Below are 15,940 nucleotides of genomic sequence, written 5' to 3'. Positions count from 1 at the left end.
TAGAAAAGGCAACTGCCTGGATAACGCCGTCATGGAAAACTGGTTTGGGATTATGAAAACTGAGTTCTTCTATCAAAAGAAGTTTGACGATGTTCAATCATTTAAAACAGAGCTAAAGGAATATATCCACTACTACAACCATGATCGGATCAAACAAAAACTAAAGGGATTAAGTCCGGTGCAATACCGAACTCAATCCCTCGTGCTAACCTAATAAAACTGTCCAACTTTTGTGGGTCAGTTCAGCGGGTGCCTTTTTCTTTATCTTGATACTGACTTCTTAAGGTCTCAAGGTCTTTCAAATACCGCCATAGACTCCACATGGGATGTGTGGGGGAACATATTGACGATGCCCGCACTCTTGAGAGCATAACCCGCTTGATGGCACAGAATCTCTGTATCTCTGGCTAGCGTCTTTGGATTGCAGGACACATACACAATGCGCTGTGGCGGAAGGTCGCTGCCCTGCTCATGCAATAAGGCTAATGCTTGGCAGATCTCCATGGCACCTTCACGAGGAGGATCCATTAACCAACGCTCAGCTTTACTCCACGAAGCAATTGTTTCTGTAGTCACTTCAAACAAATTGCTTTGCATGAAGCTGACTTTATCGGCGAGCTGATTGTGCTCTGCATTGGCTTTGGCTCGAGTAGTCAGGCTTTCTAGACCCTCGATACCTAATACAGTTTTTGCACGTCTAGCCAGTGGCAGCGTGAAGTTACCAATGCCACAGAACAAATCGAGTACACGATCACTTGGCTTCACTTCCAGCAAGCGAATCGCCCTGCTGACCAAAGCGCGGTTCATCATGTGATTCACCTGCGTGAAATCCGCCGGCTTAAACGGCATCTCGATTTCAAACTCGGGCAGGCGATAGCAAAGCTTGCCCGTTAATGGATAGAACGGTGAAACAGTTTCAATACCTTTAGGCTGCAACCACACCCAGACTTGATGGGTATCCGCAAAGTCTCTGAGCAATTGTTCGTCGGCTGGCGTTAAAGGTAGAAGGTTTCTGAAAACCAATGCAGTGACTGGTTTTGATTTTTTAGGGTCATCTGAATTGGGATCTTCAGGCTCACCTACAGCAATCTCAATCTGTGGCATGCGATCGACAATGGATAAACCCATTACCAATTTACGCATTTCTGGCAGTAGATCGGAAACGTGTTTGGGCAAAATCTCACAAGCAGTCATGTCAGCAACATAACCACTCTTGCCCTCATGAAATCCAATCAGCACGGTGCCTTTTTTGATCGAACGATTAACCGCACTTAAGCGCGCACGATGACGGTATTCCCAGGCGGGGCCACCCATAGGGCGAAGGATTTCTTCAGGGGCGACTTTTGCTATGTGTTTGAGATCATCCTCAAGTACACGTTGCTTCATGGCAACCTGCGCCCGTATATCCAAGTGTTGCATGGTGCAACCACCACAGACACCAAAGGCTTTGCATTTGGGTTCAGCTCTAAATACGGCAGGCTTGAGAATGTCGAGTACTTTGGCTTTACTAAAGCGGGCTTTATCACGCGTAATGACATAAGTGACAAGCTCAGTTGGCAATGCGCCCTGAATGAAAACCACCTTACCACTTTGACCTTGATTGAGCTCTTCCTCATTGGGCGCTAAGCGCGCAATGCCTTGGGCATCAAGATCAAGGGAGTCAACTCGTACCGGCTCAGTCACAACGATGTGAACTGGCTTTTCACCTCTACGCATCGGGAGTGAAATCCAAGAGATATTCTTGCCACTGCTCACCATGCGGCTCTTGAGATTCTTTTTCTAAATAGGCTTTAACGAAAGTGATTTCTTCTTTGTACTCCTCTAATGAGAAGCCGCCACGCAGCAATTGAAAGCGGCAGTACATCAGATAGGTATTAACGACATCAGTTTCGCAATAGCGACGGATCTCATCAATCCTGCCATCTTGATAAGCAGGCCAGACTTGACTGCCATCCATACCCATCTTGCCCGGGAAACCACAGAGTTTTGCCAATCCATCTAAAGGCGCATTGGCACGAGCATTAAATTTTGCCAAGAGATCCATCAAATCGAGATGACGCATGTGATAACGACTGATGTAGTTATTCCACTTGAATTCACGGCTATCGTTTTCTTGACTCTCACCCATCTCCCAGTAGCGCGGTGCTTGCACATGGTTTGCTAATGCGCGGTAGTGGAGTACTGGCAGATCAAAACCACTGCCATTCCAAGACACTAGCTGAGGAGTATATTTTTCAACAAGCTCAAAGAAAGTCTGAATCAATACTTTCTCATCATCCTGCGCAGTGCCTAATGTACCAACCTTAATTTGCGGTGAGCCATCTTTAGTAGTTCTACGAATGACACAAGAAATAGCACAAATGCGTTGCAGATACAGCGGCAGAAACTCACTGCCCGTCTTCTCCGCGCGATCAGCCATTGCCTTGGCGGCGACTTCACTATCAGATAAGTCATCGGGATAGTCATTAAGACGACGCAATCCCGCAACATCAGGAATAGTTTCAATATCGAAGACGAGTACGGTTGCCATACTGGCGATTACTGCAGGTACGGCGTAGGATTTACTGGCTTGCCATTCACGCGTAATTCAAAGTGAAGTTTTACTGAATTGGTATCGGTGTCACCCATCTCAGCAATCTTCTGCCCTTTCTTTACCGCATCACCCTCTTTAACCAGAAGTGTCCGGTTATGGGCATAGGCTGTGAGGTAGGTATTGTCATGCTTGATGATGACCAGATTGCCATAGCCACGCAAGCTGTTGCCAGCGTAAACCACTTTACCGTCAGAGGCAGCCGTCACAGGCTCGCCTAACTTACCGGCAATATCAATACCTTTGGTTTTTTCACTGAAATCTTCAGTGACCTTGCCTTTGGCCGGCCATGACAAACGAATACCCGGTTCAGCAACCATTTCTTTTGCAGGCTCTGCTTTAGGAGCATCTACTTTTGGCGCATCGGTTTTGGGAGTATCAGCGGCTGTTTTCGGAATAGGCTTAACAGTCATCTTGCTATTAGCTGGCGGCTTTACCAAAATGAGATCCCCTATTTCAATCTGATTGGGGTTCGACATATTGTTCCACTGTGCTAAGTCGCGTGGAGACTGACCGTTGTCCAATGCAATCCGTGCCAAGGTATCACCGCGCTTAACACGATAGTAGCCTGGAGGAGTTGGCTCATTACCGCCACCACTGCGATCAACCACATTCGCTGGCTTTGCTCTAGGAGTAGTTGAGCAACCCACATTGAACACTAAGGACGCTATAGCGACCAGCAATAGGAGGTATTTAGACGGGATATTCATAGGGATTTTCATACTACCCCTGATTGTAAGGGGACAAAAAAGACCTCGTCCAGAACGGTTCTTTGATAGCGCTGGGAGCTCATCCGCTCCACCATGATCAATTGCTGTTCTTTCTCATTCTTGGCAACGGGAGCCACTAGGCGTCCGCCAATAGCCAGTTGATCCAGCAGGGCGTCCGGAATGCCCAAGCCGGCTGCTGCCAGAATGATTCCATCAAATGGTGCGGCCTGGGGTAGACCCAAGATGCCATCTCCATAGATCAGGCGGAGGTTTTTAATTCGAAATGGGCGCAGCTTCTCTCTAGCCATATCGTGCAATGGACGAATACGTTCTATGGAATACACCTCGTCCGACAGCAAACTCAAAACTGCTGCTTGATATCCACAGCCGGTGCCAATCTCTAATACTTTTCCTAGCGACTGCTTAGGCTTATGTAATAGCTCAATCATGCGAGCCACTACAGATGGCTTAGAAATCGTTTGTGAATGGCCAATCGGTAAAGCGGTATCTTCGTAAGCCTGAGGGTGCATACCCGCATCCATGAATGCATGGCGTGGAACAGTGGCAATCGCTTCCAATGTTTTACCGTGCTTAACCCCAGCAGCGAGCACTTTCGCAGCTAAAGCTTGCCGATGACCGGCATTACGTTCCGCTGCTGGCCTCAACCGCGATCCCAACCATTAGCACGCATCGCAGCTAAGCGAGCATGATGGGTTAGATCCAACTGCATTGGGGTAATGGAGATACATCCCTCATCAATTGCATGAAAGTCTGTTCCTTCAGAGCTGTCTTTTGCGTGCCCTGCTGCACCAATCCAATAAATATCGTCACCACGTGGGCTCTTCTGCACTACTACAGGCTGAGAGTGATGACGATTACCCAAGCGAGTCACTCTCCAACGATAGAGATCGGCATAAGGACGATTGGGAATGTTCACATTCAATAAAGTTGCAGGACCTTCGCTATGGGCCATCTTGGATACCAGCATTTGCGCAACGATATCGTGCGCTGCTTTTGCGGCATCTTCAATGCGATTCCAGCCTTTATCAATTTGTGAGAAAGCAATGCCGGGAACACCGAACATCACACCCTCAACTGCAGCAGCAACAGTGCCGGAGTAAAGAGTGTCTTCACCCATGTTCTCACCCTGATTAATTCCAGAAACTACGAGATCCGGCTTTTCATCTAAGAAACCCGTCATGGCGATATGCACGCAATCGGTTGGTGTACCGTTAATAAATAGGAAGCCATCACGCTCACCACCAGCCACTCGATGAATCGATAGTGGTCGTGAGAGTGTTAAAGAGTTTGAGGCGCCACTGTGGTTTTGCTCTGGGGCAATCACAGTAACTCGTCCCAATGGACGAATAGCGTTAACTAAGGCCAATAGGCCCGGGGCAAGATAGCCATCATCATTTGAAATCAGGATATGTGGCTGTTTTGTGTTTTCACTCATAATATTTTTAATGCGATCCCATCACTTCTTTTTGAACCATACCGTTTCCAGATGAGCGCTTTAAAGCCTAGATTCGCATCCCTTGGAACAGCTCATTTACGCAAAATAAGTTAACGACTAAACTTTTGTTGATTATAGGGGTGCACTGGGGTGAGGAACCCCAAGAAAACACTTATCTAATTGATTTTTATAGCCTAATTAAGCAAGGACAGCCCGAAACCGTTAAAACTCGGCATGAACCCTAAAAGACAGGATGTTTACAGGTCCGCGAGCCGAGTTATAGGCGGGATTAATAATGTGCTGAAAGTTCAAACCCGCTAGAACGTTCTTGATCACGGTGGCGTTGTAATACACCTCACCAATCCGCTCTGGTGAATACGAAATCGTCTGGCTTGGGCTAGCGTAGTCACCAATGAAATAAGACACACCACCTGCTTGCAGATAAGCTCGGCGGTAGCTAGACAAGCCGTTTTGCATCATGGAGATGCCAATGCTGTCATTGGGGCGCTTCCAACTTGTGCCATTCATACCCATACCAACAGAGATAGAGTTATCTGCTTCAGTGAATGACATGGTTTCAGTGTGGCCATCCGATGTAAAGGCGCGACCATAGATACCAAGGTCTTTTGTTAAAGCTTGTTCTCCATGCAAACCAATACCGGTTTTGTATTGCATGTTGTTGCGCACATTGTTAATTGCTTGGGTCCCCTGCGCATTATTCTGAATGACATAGTTTGTAGCATCCTGAAAACGCGCCAACATCATTTTGTTGCGGTAAGCCAAGACGCTCACCTTGCCAGGAAGATCGGCAATATTGTGCTGGCGCTCTACTTCTATTTGATCGCCGTAGGTGTTGAAGATTTGCCAATTGAGATCACGGCCATTTGGTGTTTTAGGAGCAAGCATGCGTGAGGCGCGCATCACCCAGTTATCGAGATACCACTCACCCGCTAAGCCCCAACTGTAGCCTCTTGCATCGGCTGCGTAGTCATAGGCTAGATAGGTCATATTGCCCCAGTTCATAAACTGAATGCGGGGGTCTTTGGCGTAACGGCTGTCATCAAAGATATCCAGTGTGGAGAACTGACCACCAGTCAGAACTACACGATTGCTACTGACAGTTTGCGTAATTTGATTGGCTTCATTCTCCAGAACGACTTTGTCGCCCTCTTGATTGATCGTTTGACGCACAAAGGCACGCGCAGAATAAAACTTCGCTTGTGTACCACCAGCTTTATTAGCCTCACCGTTAGTGAAGCCACCTAGACCCACTAATGCAGAAAAGGGAATGCCCGAGAAAACCTCTGGGTTGAAATAAATATCCGTATTGGGGGCAACTCTTGCACCAAGGAATAAGGTGCCAGACCAGGTATAGCTCATGGACTTTAAATCCGACATACTATTCATGCCAGAGTATGAGGAGGTGAAGTTGTTGTAACGCTGATTGATATACGTTGTTTGACCGTGGATATTCACCGGCAATCCAAAGAGTTCCCCTTCGGTGGGAAAGCTCTCAATAGGAGATGCAAATGTAGCAATCTGATCCGAACCAGATCCTGCCTTCTGGGCGTGCGCACTCATGCTGCAAAAGACAGCAAGCAAGCAAGGCAGGAGAAGATAGGATTTGTGGGTCATTCACAATTTCGCAATACTTAGCATCAATGGCTAATGAAAACTAAGGGCCAGATCTACCGGGGTAAAAACAAGACAGCTCGGATAGGCACGGTGTGAGATTGAAGCTCAACAGTGGTGCAGACCAAATTATCCCCAAAAAGAGGCAATTTACCTAGAATTTATGTCGATTTAGTGACTATTTCACCATCAACTGCAATCTTGGTGCAGTGAAGTAATCCAACTTTATTGGATATTGATTAGCCTAGTAACCTGTTCTTGAATAATTGGAAGATCCATCTCAATTGTTTTCCAGACAATTTGCAGGTCAACCTTGAAGTAGCCATGCGCTAAGGCGTTTCTCATCTCGTAAGCAATCATCAATGGCAGATCTGGATTGCTAGCGGCAAATTCAGGGAAATGGCGCTCTATGTTATTGCTAGCTTCACCAATAATCTCAAAATTACGAATTACCGCATCTTGAATCAAGTGACTCCCTAAGAAACCAGCCTCATCAATGTCCGCACAGTAGCCCTGAATTCTATTAATCGCCAGAAGAATGTGCCCCAAGTAATCGTGTAATCGCTGGGGATCACGACTCATATTGGCAGGGCATGGGCAATCACAGACCCACGAAATTTCTCCGGCAAGGCATTTGGGGTCAAAACATCAACCGGAACACCTAAAAGTTGCCTTAATTTATATCGAATCGCACCTATATCAAATAGAGTAGTCTCTACAGTGGGATCAATCAAAACATCTAAATCACTTCCCTCGACATCAGTACGGGAAGCAACCGACCCAAAAACACGGGCATTACTAGCATGATGCGCTTCGACAATTAAGCGAATTTCAGCCCTGTGAGCGTTCATGGCGATAGATGGTTTCATAGTGGTTGATTATCCGAATTTTTCGTCTGAAGATCAATACTTCCAGCTTTTCGGCGGGGTAAGTGATGTTTAAAAGATATCAGATAGTGGGGGTTGCCTAGAAACCGCTAAATCAAATTTTTCAATTCCTAGAATTTATGTCGAATTAGTGACGATTAGGGGCTCCCCTGCTATTTACCACCCTAGCGCTTAAGGTCTCGGTAAAAATTTTCGTGCACTCCATAGCCAATTAGTGCGATTTGAGCTCCATCTAGGCTGACCGAGTAAGCCAACAACATTTGCTGTTGAAGATGGCGAAATTTATATACCTGAACGCCCAATAAATCACCCTTCTTCATTTCACCAATAAATGGCTCGGAGATAATCTGTTTGACTGCAGAATCAAGGGTCTTTTTTTCAGCGGGAGAGATCTTCTTGATGGCTCGATCAAATCGAGGCGTTGTTGATACCCTCATCCGAATTTATATGGGGAAAGATTGCCGGCTTTTACCTCTTCAATACTCACAAGCATATCTTGGAGCATGTGAATTGGTAGATCAGGATTCTCCTCGGCTACCTTACCCAGGCGAGCCCAATATTCTATTTGCTTTGGCACTGATCTATGCATTGCTTGAGCATAAGGCTTGGCGTCTTCCACCAACACATCTGATAACTTGATTGCTATAGACATAACGAACCCCTTATTGAATTGGTCTCAATTTAATACAAAAGGTTGCAAAAAGCAACTTTTTGTATTAACCACCTTGTCTATAGTGGTTCTGGGGTGTCACTGATATCTAACTTACCGATCTACGATCCATTAGCGCCCTGGCTAAGGTTCCCGCATCGACATATTCCAGTTCACCACCAACCGGAATGCCTCTAGCAATTCTGGTGACTTTGATGCCTTTGGATTTAAGTACTTCACCAATGTAGTGGGCTGTGGCCTCACCTTCGCTTGTGAAATTCGTTGCCAGAACCACTTCCCTGACTGGTACTCCAGTGTCTGGAGCTTCAATGCGATTAAGCAATCGATCGAAATGGATTTCATTGGGGCCCATGCCATCGAGTGGCGAGATACGACCCATCAATACAAAGTAATTACCTTTGAAGCTTAATGTCTGCTCAACCATCACTTGGTCAGCAGGTGTTTCCACAATGCACAGTAAAGATGGATCACGACGATCATCGTTACAAGTTGCGCAGATTTGGGTTTCGGAGAAGGTATTGCAACGGGCACAGTGCCCTACTGTCTCTACAGCCTCACCTAATGATTGGGCAAGAACTGCTGCACCATTACGATCATGCTGCAGTAGATAGAAAGCCATGCGTTGCGCTGACTTTGGTCCCACTCCAGGCAATACACGCAATGCTTCGATCAATCGACCGAGAGCATCTTGTGGAGCTTCTTGACGTGCCATTAAATAAACAGTTTTTTATTAATGATTAAAAAGGTAACTTGAAGCCAGGAGGCATTGGCATACCAGCAGTAGCACCAGACATCACTTGTGAGCTAGCAGCTTCTACTTGTTTAAATGCTTCTGTATAGGCGGTAACCAATAAGTCTTCGAGCATTTCGCGATCATCCATTGCGCCTGGATCGATCTGCACGCGTTTCATTTCGTGCTTGCCAGAAATAGTGACTTTGACTAAACCACCAGCCGCTTGGCCAGTGACTTCTAGCGCAGCCAATTGCTCTTGCGCTACCTTCATCTTCTCTTGCATCTGCTGGGCTTGTTTCATCAAACCAGCAAGGCCACCTTTCATCATCGCTTTATTTCCCTGTATTTAATATTGTTAAATCTGGCAATCAAAGAGGTTTAACAGAGCCACCAACTACTTTGGCTCCAAACTCTTTTTCTAATTGCTGAATAAATGGATCTTGAGCAATCATCTGCTCTGCGTTTTGTCTTTTCTCTTGATGAATCTGCGCATCGACTTTAGCTACTGTCTTGCCTTCAACTTCACCCTTCTCGATTAATACTTCGATCGGTTTGCCGAAGTGTGCTGATAAGGCATCCACCAGACGACCAACTGAAGCTTCGGAAGCTAGTTGCGGCATTGGTGTCACAACTGTAGCGCGCACGCCTGCTGGTGAATCTTCCCAATCTTGCAACTCTGTCTGAAATGCTAACTGCTGAACCAAACCTTTAACCGGCAACTGACGCATCAAGGCATGCCAGTCTGGACGATCAGCTGCAGATGCAGTGGCCGCTGGCGCAGGAGCTGGAGGAGCTGAAACGGCAGGCCCAGCTGCCATAGGGGCTGGAGCAGATGCTGCAGGCGCTGATCTTGCTGGAGCAGCAGTTTGATTTGCTGGGGCCGCTGGTTTTGGGGCGCTTGCTACTGGTGGAGCTGAATTGCCGCCGTTACTCCCTACCCTGCCTGGAGTTTCATTTCCGGGACGAAAGGCCAGCATACGTAGAAGCGTCATGGCAAAGCCAGTTTGCTCATCAGGTGCGAGTGATAAATCTGGACGGCTGGTGATACTGATTTGGTAGAAGAGCTGCGCTTCTTCTTTTGTAAGCGCACCAGCTAAGCGACGAATCTCTGCAGCTTCAGGCCAATCTTCTAAAACAGATTCTGGAACGATTTGTGCTGCAGCAATTTTCTGAATGAGGCTTGATAGATCAGCAAGCGCCAATGAGAAAGACATACTGCGCTCACCCATCTCATTAGAGATAGCTAGCAACGTCGCTCCATCTTTTGCAATCAAGGCGTCCAGAATACGAATGAGATAAGCATCATCCAATGTGCCAAGCATGCCGCGCACTGCTTCTTCAGATACTTTGCCAGCTGCGTATGCAATAGCTTGATCAGTCAGTGATAAGGCATCACGCATGGAGCCTTGGGCTGCTTTTGCTAAAACACGCAGTGCATTGGTTTCGCAATCCACCTTTTCTGCTGCGAGCACTTTTTCTAAATGCTCAACGATGAGCGGCACTGGCATTTGCTTGAGATTGAACTGCAAGCAACGGGACAAAATAGTTACTGGAATCTTTTGGGGATCGGTTGTCGCAAGTATGAACTTCACATGTTCAGGCGGCTCTTCGAGCGTCTTGAGCATGGCATTAAAAGCATGATTGGTGAGCATGTGCACCTCGTCAATCATGTAAACCTTGTAACGCGCATTACTTGGAGCATAGGCTGCCTTCTCTAATAGAGCGGCAATATCGTCTACCCCGCGATTACTCGCAGCATCCATCTCAATATAGTCAACAAAGCGACCGGCATCGATTTCTAGGCAAGCTGGGCATTTTCCGCAGGGTTCTGAGGTCATGCGACCTTGGCCGTCTTCCCCGGTGCAATTGAGAGCTTTGGCCATAATTCGGGCAATAGTGGTCTTTCCGACCCCGCGAGTGCCTGTAAAGAGCCAAGCGTGGTGTAGTCGACCCTGGTCTAAGGCATGGGTTAATGCCTTAACCACATGGTCTTGTCCTACCAATTGGGAGAAAGTTTTAGGGCGCCACGAACGGGCTAAAGCCAATGCTGTCATGTATTACATTCTAACAAGCTAAAATGGAATTGGACGGGCCTCCCCGCATGGCGGTTTGGATAACCTGGTCAGGTCGGGAACGAAGCAGCCAAACCCAATTCTGTCAGTGCCGGGGGTCGGGCTCGTCCACCTTCCCCAAGCTAGATTTAGCTCAATTACAGGATCTTTAAGACCCTGAAGATTCCCCAAATCATCCAAATAATCAGTAAAACGAGCATGACTCTTGAATCTAAAGAGATTTTGAACAGCTTCAAATGCTTGTGAGAACACTCAATAGAAAGTCGCATTCAAATCCCCGCTGTAGTCTGAAAGATTTAGCGTAGAGTCTTAGAGGCCCAAATGAAATAGATTGAGGATGATTCCGCTGTAGGAAATATCAATTAATTGCAGAGCTCCAAAACTTCAAGGCACAATAACCATTCAGTTACCTTTAGGTTAAGAAGTTATGCCACAAGCCATTATTTTCGATGTAGAAGCAACCGATAAGAACAATGCCGTCATCATTGAGGCCGCCTCTTTAGATGTCACGTCCATTAACCCTCTTGCCGTCGGCAATCCTTGGGTACAGCGTTACAACCCAGGCAAACCGATTAGCTTAGGTGCTTTAGCTACTCACCACATCATGGATGAGGAATTGGTTAATTGCCCTGCTAGCACTTCATTTAGATTGCCTGGCGGCACTAAATACATCATTGGTCATAGCGTGGATTTTGACTGGGAGGCTATTGGTAAGCCTGAAGTGAAACGCATTTGCACTCTCGCTCTCGCTCGTAGCCTTTGGCCTGACTTAGACAGCCATACCCAAAGCGCCCTGCTCTACTACTTTGAAAGAGCTACTGCTAGAGAACAACTACGTGATGCGCATAGTGCGCTAGCAGATGTCTGGATCTGCTCCAAGATTTTGGGTCAAATCATTGATCGTTTGCACCCCGCTTCTTTAGATGCTTTATGGGAAATGTCTGAGAAAGCTCGCGTCCCAACTGTTATGCCTTTTGGCAAGCACAAAGGTGAGTTGATCAGCATGGTTCCATCTGACTACAAACAATGGATGCTGCGTCAGGATAACGTCTCCGAATACCTTCGCAAGGCCTTGCAGGCCTAAATCTTTACTGGGTTTTTTGCTGTAGCTTTAATGTTGTTTATGTGCTGAGGTCACTAGCTTTTCTGTATAAGCAATCGCTACCGCTGACAACACAAAGGTAATGTGGATTAAGGTTTGCCACATCAAGGTTTTTTCATCATAGGATGCTGCGTTGATGAAAGTCTTGAGCAAGTGGATTGATGAGATACCAATGATGGCGGTTGCCAGCTTTACCTTGAGTACGCCTGCATTGACATGCGATAACCACTCAGGTTGATCTGGGTGATTCTCTAGCTCTAGGCGGGAGACGAAGGTTTCCCATCCACCCACGATGACCATGACCAACAGGTTGGAGATCATCACTACGTCAATCAACCCAAGCACCACCAGCATGAGGGCAGTTTCAGTCATCGACTTATCCGCCATCATCGTAATGAGATGGACCAGCTCTATCCAGAACTGCCATACATAGACACCTTGGGCAACTATCAACCCCAGATAGAGTGGTGCCTGCAACCAGCGGGACATAAATATCCAGCGTGGCAGTGGGCGTAATTTTTTATCTATATAGGTTTGCTTGTCATCGGTCATATATGGGATTTTATCCACATTTATGACATTTTTATAATCTCATTACACCTATCTTGGGTAGGGTGATTCTGATGACTTTTGCCTTTGCTAGGGAATAAGGAATCCGTGATTTCCTTATTCCCCTTCCAGGCAGCTGCTGCTTGTTCTATTTTTTCTTTACTGCTTTTTTTACTTCTGTCTTTACTGCTCTTCCTTACTGCCTTTCCTTACTGATACTTACGAGTAAATACTTGTTTTGTGGCACTTTCATGACGCTTTGTATTTTTCAATACTGCGCAGTAAGACAAGACCATGATGATTGCGAGTGAGATGCCGTTGAAGTTATTTAATAGGTCCATTTGATTTCTCCTGGTGTGTATCTACGTTAGTTAGGTTTGGCTTGTTTTCTACTTCTGTTTTGCTGCTATGTATTCAGAATATGGGCTTACTGGCTCACGAAATGAGCTAGTAAAATTAGTTGTGTTATTTGTTGTTTTTTTATTCATTTATTTATCTTTTTGGCTTGTTCTTTATATTGCTGTTTGCCTTGTTCTTTAGCGCACAACCGGCAGCTCATCCCACTGCGTGGTGTAGTTCGGTGATCTATTGCCTGATCTCATTTGCCAGTCTTGCGCAGTTTCTTTGGTTCCAGATGCTGCAGTTTTGATGGCAGCGTTACCAAAACGGGTATTGATCGAGTCCATGGCTTTCATGAGTCCAGCAGATTTACCTTTGACTTCCATGTCATCAAATAAAGACTGCTGCATGGTGGGTTTATCAGCCAAGAGATTGAGAATGACGCCTGCTTTCTTGTACTTAAAACCTGCCTTGTAGATTTGCTTTAAGCCTTTTAATGCAGCGCTTGTGAGCGTTAAGGTGTTGTCACTAGGGTCACTCAGAACTACTGTGATGCTTTGATGGTGTTGTGGCTCAAACGGCTTATGTGGGTTGGTTTGCACAAAAATAGTGAGTGCGCCCGTGACTGACTTTTGGCTCCTGAGTTTCTCGGCACCTCTTGCAGCATGTGTAGCAACAGACTCAGCCAACTCTTCCATGGAGGTCACTGGCTTACCAAAACTTCTTGAAGAAATAATCTGCTGTTTAGCTGGGGCCACTTCTTCGAGCTGCAAGCAAGATACGCCACGCAACTCGTAGCAAATGCGCTCAATCACCACACCAAATTGTTGGCGCATGGCTTGTGGTGAGACTTGCACCAAATCAAATACGCTATTGATCTTGAGCTCTTTGAGTTTCTTGGCAGTCTTGCCACCAATGCCCCATACCTCACCTACCGCTGTCTCTGCCATCCATTGATACAGCGCTTCTTTGGACATGGAACTGATGTCACACACGCCAGCAAACTGGGGGTTCTTCTTGGCTAAGTGGTTAGCTAATTTAGCGAGCGTCTTGCTAGCACCAATGCCAACACATACAGGCAAACCTGTCGTGTCTTTAACATCTTGCTTAATGATTTGACCTAAGCTAGTTGGGTCAGCATATTGCTTGAGTACGGTCTCTATTTGCAAGAAACTCTCATCAATACTGTAGACCTCTAAATTAGGTGTGAACTTTCTTAAGACTTCTACTACCCTGCCGCTCATATCGCCATACAAGGTGTAGTTTGAGGAATAAGCTTGGATGCCATGTTGCTTTGCTAGGTCTTTCATCTGAAACCAGGGCGTACCCATCTTCACACCCAGCGCTTTGACTTCAGCACTACGCGCTACCGCACAACCATCGTTATTAGATAGCACCACCATTGGTACATCTTCTAACTTGGGAGCAAATACTCGCTCGCAAGATACATAGAAGTTGTTCACATCTACGAGTGCAAAGAGTTGGTTGGTTTGGCCGGCCTGATTAATGGTGCTCATATTGATTTACCGTTTCTGCTGCTAGCGTGGCTATATCTGCGCACCACTCCAACCACCACACCCCAGATTTGGAGTTCGCTGTTCTCGTTAAAGGTAATAGGCTCGTAATTTGGGTTCTCTGGCTGGAGTTCGGTTTTGCCGCGCAATTGATACAGACGCTTGATGGTGTACTCGTCGTCCACTACGGCAACAACGATGTCTTTATGTTTTGGCTTGAGGGCTTTATCGACCACCACCTTGTCACCATCACAAATACCCGCGCCCATCATCGAATCACCCTTTACGGTGAACATGAAGGTGGCCGGCTTGTTTTGGACTAAATAGTGGTTTAAATCGAGGCCTTCCTCCGCATAATCCGCTGCTGGGCTCGGAAATCCCGCTGAGATACGGTGGCTCAGAAGCTTGAACTCATAGGCGCCATGAGCAGCTAAGGCTTGTGGGGCCTGGCTTAAGGTCGTTTTTGGGGAAGTCATCTGAGTCGTCATAGGTATTAATATACTGTATGTTTATACAGTATATGTAAAAACCTTAAAAATGACGCTCATTTTGTTGCTTTTGAGCTATTTGCCTAAATATTGGGCAATAAAAAACCACCCGAAGGTGGTTGGGGTGGCTAGCAAAAGGCAAAGGCCAAGATGGCTGGATCATCTAAGAATGCATTCGAGGTATAGATGCTTGCCCGGTAAAACCAGACATGCCCCACCTCAATGATCTCAGCCAAACGCTCCATTCTCTTTAGACATCACTCATAAAGTCGCCACCACCACTGTCATCCCATGAACTAGCGCCACCATCATCCCAAGAGCTGGCATCACGTACACCAAAGTTTGGATCTAAGGATGCTGGGCCACCAACTTGGTTCATATTGGAGTTGGCATTGTGATCCGCATTGGAATGGCCGCCATCGCGCCCACCCATGAGGTTACTTGCCAATGCTTGGCCAGCATACATACCAGCACCTAATGCAGCACCAGTTGCAAGACTGCCCATCAAACCACTACCCATGCCGCCGGCTGGTGCTCCAGGATATCCAGGATTGCCAGGGCCACCGGGACCTCCGGGGTAGCCAGCAGGACCACCAGGAGTGCCAGGATAACCAGCGCTTGGTGCGTTGTAGACCTGCACTGCTTCAGCCTTACGACGTCTCATCACAATCATGACGCCAATGACCAAGATGGCAATCAAACCCCAAAAGAGTGGATTACTAAAAATGGATGTCTGACTGGCAGCAGGCGCAACTTGAGTACTAGCTAATTGCATCTGAAGTTTTTGTACAGACTCAGGCTGAGCAAACGGTAAACCAGGGGCTAGGTTTTGCGCTTTGATGAAATGATTACGCGCTGCCTCTAACTTACCTTCTTTAAGATAAAGCTCAGAAGCTACGTAGTGTGCTTTAGCGCTATTAGGATGGTTTTGTAGAACCTCTTTCATCATGGCATCGGCTTTAGCCATCTGACCAGATTGCACAGCTTGATATACCTCAGGCAAAGTTGCCTCGGCAAACGCTGCGTTACTAGTTAAGAGTAGCGCCGCCGCAAATACGCCAACGAATAAATTAATTACTTTACGAATTTTCATCAGGACTCCTTGTAGGATGTTTCGTGTGAATTTCATTATCCCTAGTTTGGGGATTTTTGCTATTCTCTACTTATATAGGGTCTTTAAGGGGAATTTCAAGGGGTC

At 46.6% G+C, this 15,940-nt stretch carries 19 protein-coding genes, 1 other RNA gene and 1 pseudogene; 3 read left to right on the top strand and 18 right to left on the bottom strand.

Annotated features, from left to right (window positions below; genetic code table 11):
- Window positions 1–214: IS3 family transposase (locus ICN11_RS08275; protein WP_216229955.1), on the top strand; the 214-nt coding region annotated here is incomplete at its 5' end.
- 74 nt (window positions 215–288) lie between these two features.
- Here the strand turns inward: ICN11_RS08275 and rlmD are convergent.
- The 13 genes and pseudogenes from rlmD to dnaX form a co-directional block, all read right to left on the bottom strand.
- Complete coding sequence (rlmD, locus tag ICN11_RS08270) at window positions 289–1,716, bottom strand: 23S rRNA (uracil(1939)-C(5))-methyltransferase RlmD (protein WP_216229967.1); 1,428 nt, start codon at window positions 1,714–1,716, stop codon at window positions 289–291.
- Window positions 1,709–2,530 (bottom strand): 3'-5' exonuclease, encoded by an 822-nt coding sequence (locus tag ICN11_RS08265; protein WP_216229954.1) that lies wholly within the window; start codon window positions 2,528–2,530, stop codon window positions 1,709–1,711. Before ICN11_RS08265 ends, rlmD begins: the two co-directional genes overlap by 8 nt.
- A gap of 8 nt (window positions 2,531–2,538) precedes the next feature.
- Entirely contained in the window at window positions 2,539–3,312 is a 774-nt protein-coding gene (locus ICN11_RS08260) for a peptidoglycan DD-metalloendopeptidase family protein (protein WP_255539921.1), read from the bottom strand.
- Window positions 3,309–3,932, bottom strand: a pseudogene (locus tag ICN11_RS08255) (protein-L-isoaspartate(D-aspartate) O-methyltransferase); the annotation flags it as partial. The pseudogene ICN11_RS08255 and the gene ICN11_RS08260, both read right to left, overlap by 4 nt.
- A 29-nt stretch (window positions 3,933–3,961) precedes the next feature.
- On the bottom strand, window positions 3,962–4,756 hold the full coding sequence (gene surE / locus ICN11_RS08250; RefSeq protein ID WP_216180959.1) for a 5'/3'-nucleotidase SurE: 795 nt from the start codon (window positions 4,754–4,756) through the stop codon (window positions 3,962–3,964).
- 222 nt (window positions 4,757–4,978) lie between these two features.
- On the bottom strand, window positions 4,979–6,391 hold the full coding sequence (locus ICN11_RS08245) for a carbohydrate porin (protein ID WP_216229953.1): 1,413 nt from the start codon (window positions 6,389–6,391) through the stop codon (window positions 4,979–4,981).
- Window positions 6,392–6,613: 222 nt separating this feature from the next.
- The gene (locus ICN11_RS08240) at window positions 6,614–6,970 is read right to left on the bottom strand and encodes a DUF86 domain-containing protein (protein WP_216229952.1); all 357 of its coding nucleotides are present in this window, start codon (window positions 6,968–6,970) and stop codon (window positions 6,614–6,616) included.
- Complete coding sequence (locus ICN11_RS08235; RefSeq protein WP_216229951.1) at window positions 6,967–7,257, bottom strand: nucleotidyltransferase family protein; 291 nt, start codon at window positions 7,255–7,257, stop codon at window positions 6,967–6,969. Before ICN11_RS08235 ends, ICN11_RS08240 begins: the two co-directional genes overlap by 4 nt.
- 182 nt (window positions 7,258–7,439) lie before the next feature.
- On the bottom strand, window positions 7,440–7,712 hold the full coding sequence (locus ICN11_RS08230; RefSeq protein ID WP_216229950.1) for a type II toxin-antitoxin system RelE/ParE family toxin: 273 nt from the start codon (window positions 7,710–7,712) through the stop codon (window positions 7,440–7,442).
- Complete coding sequence (locus ICN11_RS08225) at window positions 7,709–7,927, bottom strand: ParD-like family protein (RefSeq protein ID WP_216229949.1); 219 nt, start codon at window positions 7,925–7,927, stop codon at window positions 7,709–7,711. Before ICN11_RS08225 ends, ICN11_RS08230 begins: the two co-directional genes overlap by 4 nt.
- 106 nt (window positions 7,928–8,033) lie before the next feature.
- Complete coding sequence (gene recR, locus ICN11_RS08220; RefSeq protein WP_216229948.1) at window positions 8,034–8,657, bottom strand: recombination mediator RecR; 624 nt, start codon at window positions 8,655–8,657, stop codon at window positions 8,034–8,036.
- A 25-nt stretch (window positions 8,658–8,682) separates the two neighbouring features.
- Entirely contained in the window at window positions 8,683–9,006 is a 324-nt protein-coding gene (locus tag ICN11_RS08215) for a YbaB/EbfC family nucleoid-associated protein (protein ID WP_046330302.1), read from the bottom strand.
- Between the two features lie 40 nt (window positions 9,007–9,046).
- On the bottom strand, window positions 9,047–10,732 hold the full coding sequence (dnaX, locus tag ICN11_RS08210; RefSeq protein ID WP_216229947.1) for a DNA polymerase III subunit gamma/tau: 1,686 nt from the start codon (window positions 10,730–10,732) through the stop codon (window positions 9,047–9,049).
- Between the two features lie 32 nt (window positions 10,733–10,764).
- Between dnaX and ffs the strand changes: the two genes are divergently transcribed.
- Together ffs and ICN11_RS08200 are read left to right on the top strand one after the other, a co-directional pair.
- Window positions 10,765–10,862, top strand: an RNA gene (ffs, locus tag ICN11_RS08205) — signal recognition particle sRNA small type.
- A gap of 315 nt (window positions 10,863–11,177) precedes the next feature.
- Window positions 11,178–11,834: a putative quorum-sensing-regulated virulence factor gene (locus ICN11_RS08200; protein WP_216229946.1), complete on the top strand. Its 657-nt coding sequence runs from the start codon at window positions 11,178–11,180 to the stop codon at window positions 11,832–11,834.
- A 27-nt stretch (window positions 11,835–11,861) separates the two neighbouring features.
- Here ICN11_RS08200 and ICN11_RS08195 read toward each other — a convergent pair whose 3' ends face one another.
- The 5 genes from ICN11_RS08195 to ICN11_RS08180 all read right to left on the bottom strand — a co-directional run bounded on the left by ICN11_RS08195 (window position 11,862) and on the right by ICN11_RS08180 (window position 15,835).
- Window positions 11,862–12,404 carry a TIGR00645 family protein gene (locus ICN11_RS08195; RefSeq protein ID WP_216229945.1) on the bottom strand — a complete coding sequence of 181 codons (543 nt, stop codon included), beginning with the start codon at window positions 12,402–12,404 and terminating at the stop codon, window positions 11,862–11,864.
- Window positions 12,405–12,610: 206 nt separating this feature from the next.
- The gene (locus ICN11_RS10735) at window positions 12,611–12,742 is read right to left on the bottom strand and encodes a hypothetical protein (protein WP_255539920.1); all 132 of its coding nucleotides are present in this window, start codon (window positions 12,740–12,742) and stop codon (window positions 12,611–12,613) included.
- Between the two features lie 195 nt (window positions 12,743–12,937).
- Window positions 12,938–14,257, bottom strand: coding sequence for a Y-family DNA polymerase (locus ICN11_RS08190; RefSeq protein WP_216229944.1), 1,320 nt, complete (start codon window positions 14,255–14,257; stop codon window positions 12,938–12,940).
- Window positions 14,254–14,742, bottom strand: coding sequence for a LexA family transcriptional regulator (locus ICN11_RS08185; RefSeq protein WP_216229943.1), 489 nt, complete (start codon window positions 14,740–14,742; stop codon window positions 14,254–14,256). The genes ICN11_RS08190 and ICN11_RS08185 overlap by 4 nt, the downstream gene beginning before the upstream one ends.
- Before the next feature lie 250 nt (window positions 14,743–14,992).
- A complete protein-coding gene (locus ICN11_RS08180; RefSeq protein ID WP_216229942.1) occupies window positions 14,993–15,835 on the bottom strand; it encodes a tetratricopeptide repeat protein in 843 nt (280 codons plus the stop codon).
- Between the last annotated feature and the right edge of the window lie 105 nt (window positions 15,836–15,940).

Origin of the sequence: Polynucleobacter sp. 78F-HAINBA (genome assembly GCF_018882325.1) — a bacterium.
Lineage (GTDB): Bacteria > Pseudomonadota > Gammaproteobacteria > Burkholderiales > Burkholderiaceae > Polynucleobacter.
This window is presented reverse-complemented; position numbering and strand designations above follow the sequence as displayed.

Coding starts and splice junctions, on each gene's coding strand:
- rlmD (WP_216229967.1), bottom strand. CDS start 1,716: ATGCGTAGAGGTGAAAAGCCAGTTCACATCGTTGTGACTGAGCCGGTA.
- ICN11_RS08265 (WP_216229954.1), bottom strand. CDS start 2,530: ATGGCAACCGTACTCGTCTTCGATATTGAAACTATTCCTGATGTTGCG.
- ICN11_RS08260 (WP_255539921.1), bottom strand. CDS start 3,312: ATGAAAATCCCTATGAATATCCCGTCTAAATACCTCCTATTGCTGGTC.
- surE (WP_216180959.1), bottom strand. CDS start 4,756: ATGAGTGAAAACACAAAACAGCCACATATCCTGATTTCAAATGATGAT.
- ICN11_RS08245 (WP_216229953.1), bottom strand. CDS start 6,391: ATGACCCACAAATCCTATCTTCTCCTGCCTTGCTTGCTTGCTGTCTTT.
- ICN11_RS08240 (WP_216229952.1), bottom strand. CDS start 6,970: ATGAGTCGTGATCCCCAGCGATTACACGATTACTTGGGGCACATTCTT.
- ICN11_RS08235 (WP_216229951.1), bottom strand. CDS start 7,257: ATGAAACCATCTATCGCCATGAACGCTCACAGGGCTGAAATTCGCTTA.
- ICN11_RS08230 (WP_216229950.1), bottom strand. CDS start 7,712: ATGAGGGTATCAACAACGCCTCGATTTGATCGAGCCATCAAGAAGATC.
- ICN11_RS08225 (WP_216229949.1), bottom strand. CDS start 7,927: ATGTCTATAGCAATCAAGTTATCAGATGTGTTGGTGGAAGACGCCAAG.
- recR (WP_216229948.1), bottom strand. CDS start 8,657: ATGGCACGTCAAGAAGCTCCACAAGATGCTCTCGGTCGATTGATCGAA.
- ICN11_RS08215 (WP_046330302.1), bottom strand. CDS start 9,006: ATGATGAAAGGTGGCCTTGCTGGTTTGATGAAACAAGCCCAGCAGATG.
- dnaX (WP_216229947.1), bottom strand. CDS start 10,732: ATGACAGCATTGGCTTTAGCCCGTTCGTGGCGCCCTAAAACTTTCTCC.
- ICN11_RS08200 (WP_216229946.1), top strand. CDS start 11,178: ATGCCACAAGCCATTATTTTCGATGTAGAAGCAACCGATAAGAACAAT.
- ICN11_RS08195 (WP_216229945.1), bottom strand. CDS start 12,404: ATGACCGATGACAAGCAAACCTATATAGATAAAAAATTACGCCCACTG.
- ICN11_RS10735 (WP_255539920.1), bottom strand. CDS start 12,742: ATGGACCTATTAAATAACTTCAACGGCATCTCACTCGCAATCATCATG.
- ICN11_RS08190 (WP_216229944.1), bottom strand. CDS start 14,257: ATGAGCACCATTAATCAGGCCGGCCAAACCAACCAACTCTTTGCACTC.
- ICN11_RS08185 (WP_216229943.1), bottom strand. CDS start 14,742: ATGACGACTCAGATGACTTCCCCAAAAACGACCTTAAGCCAGGCCCCA.
- ICN11_RS08180 (WP_216229942.1), bottom strand. CDS start 15,835: ATGAAAATTCGTAAAGTAATTAATTTATTCGTTGGCGTATTTGCGGCG.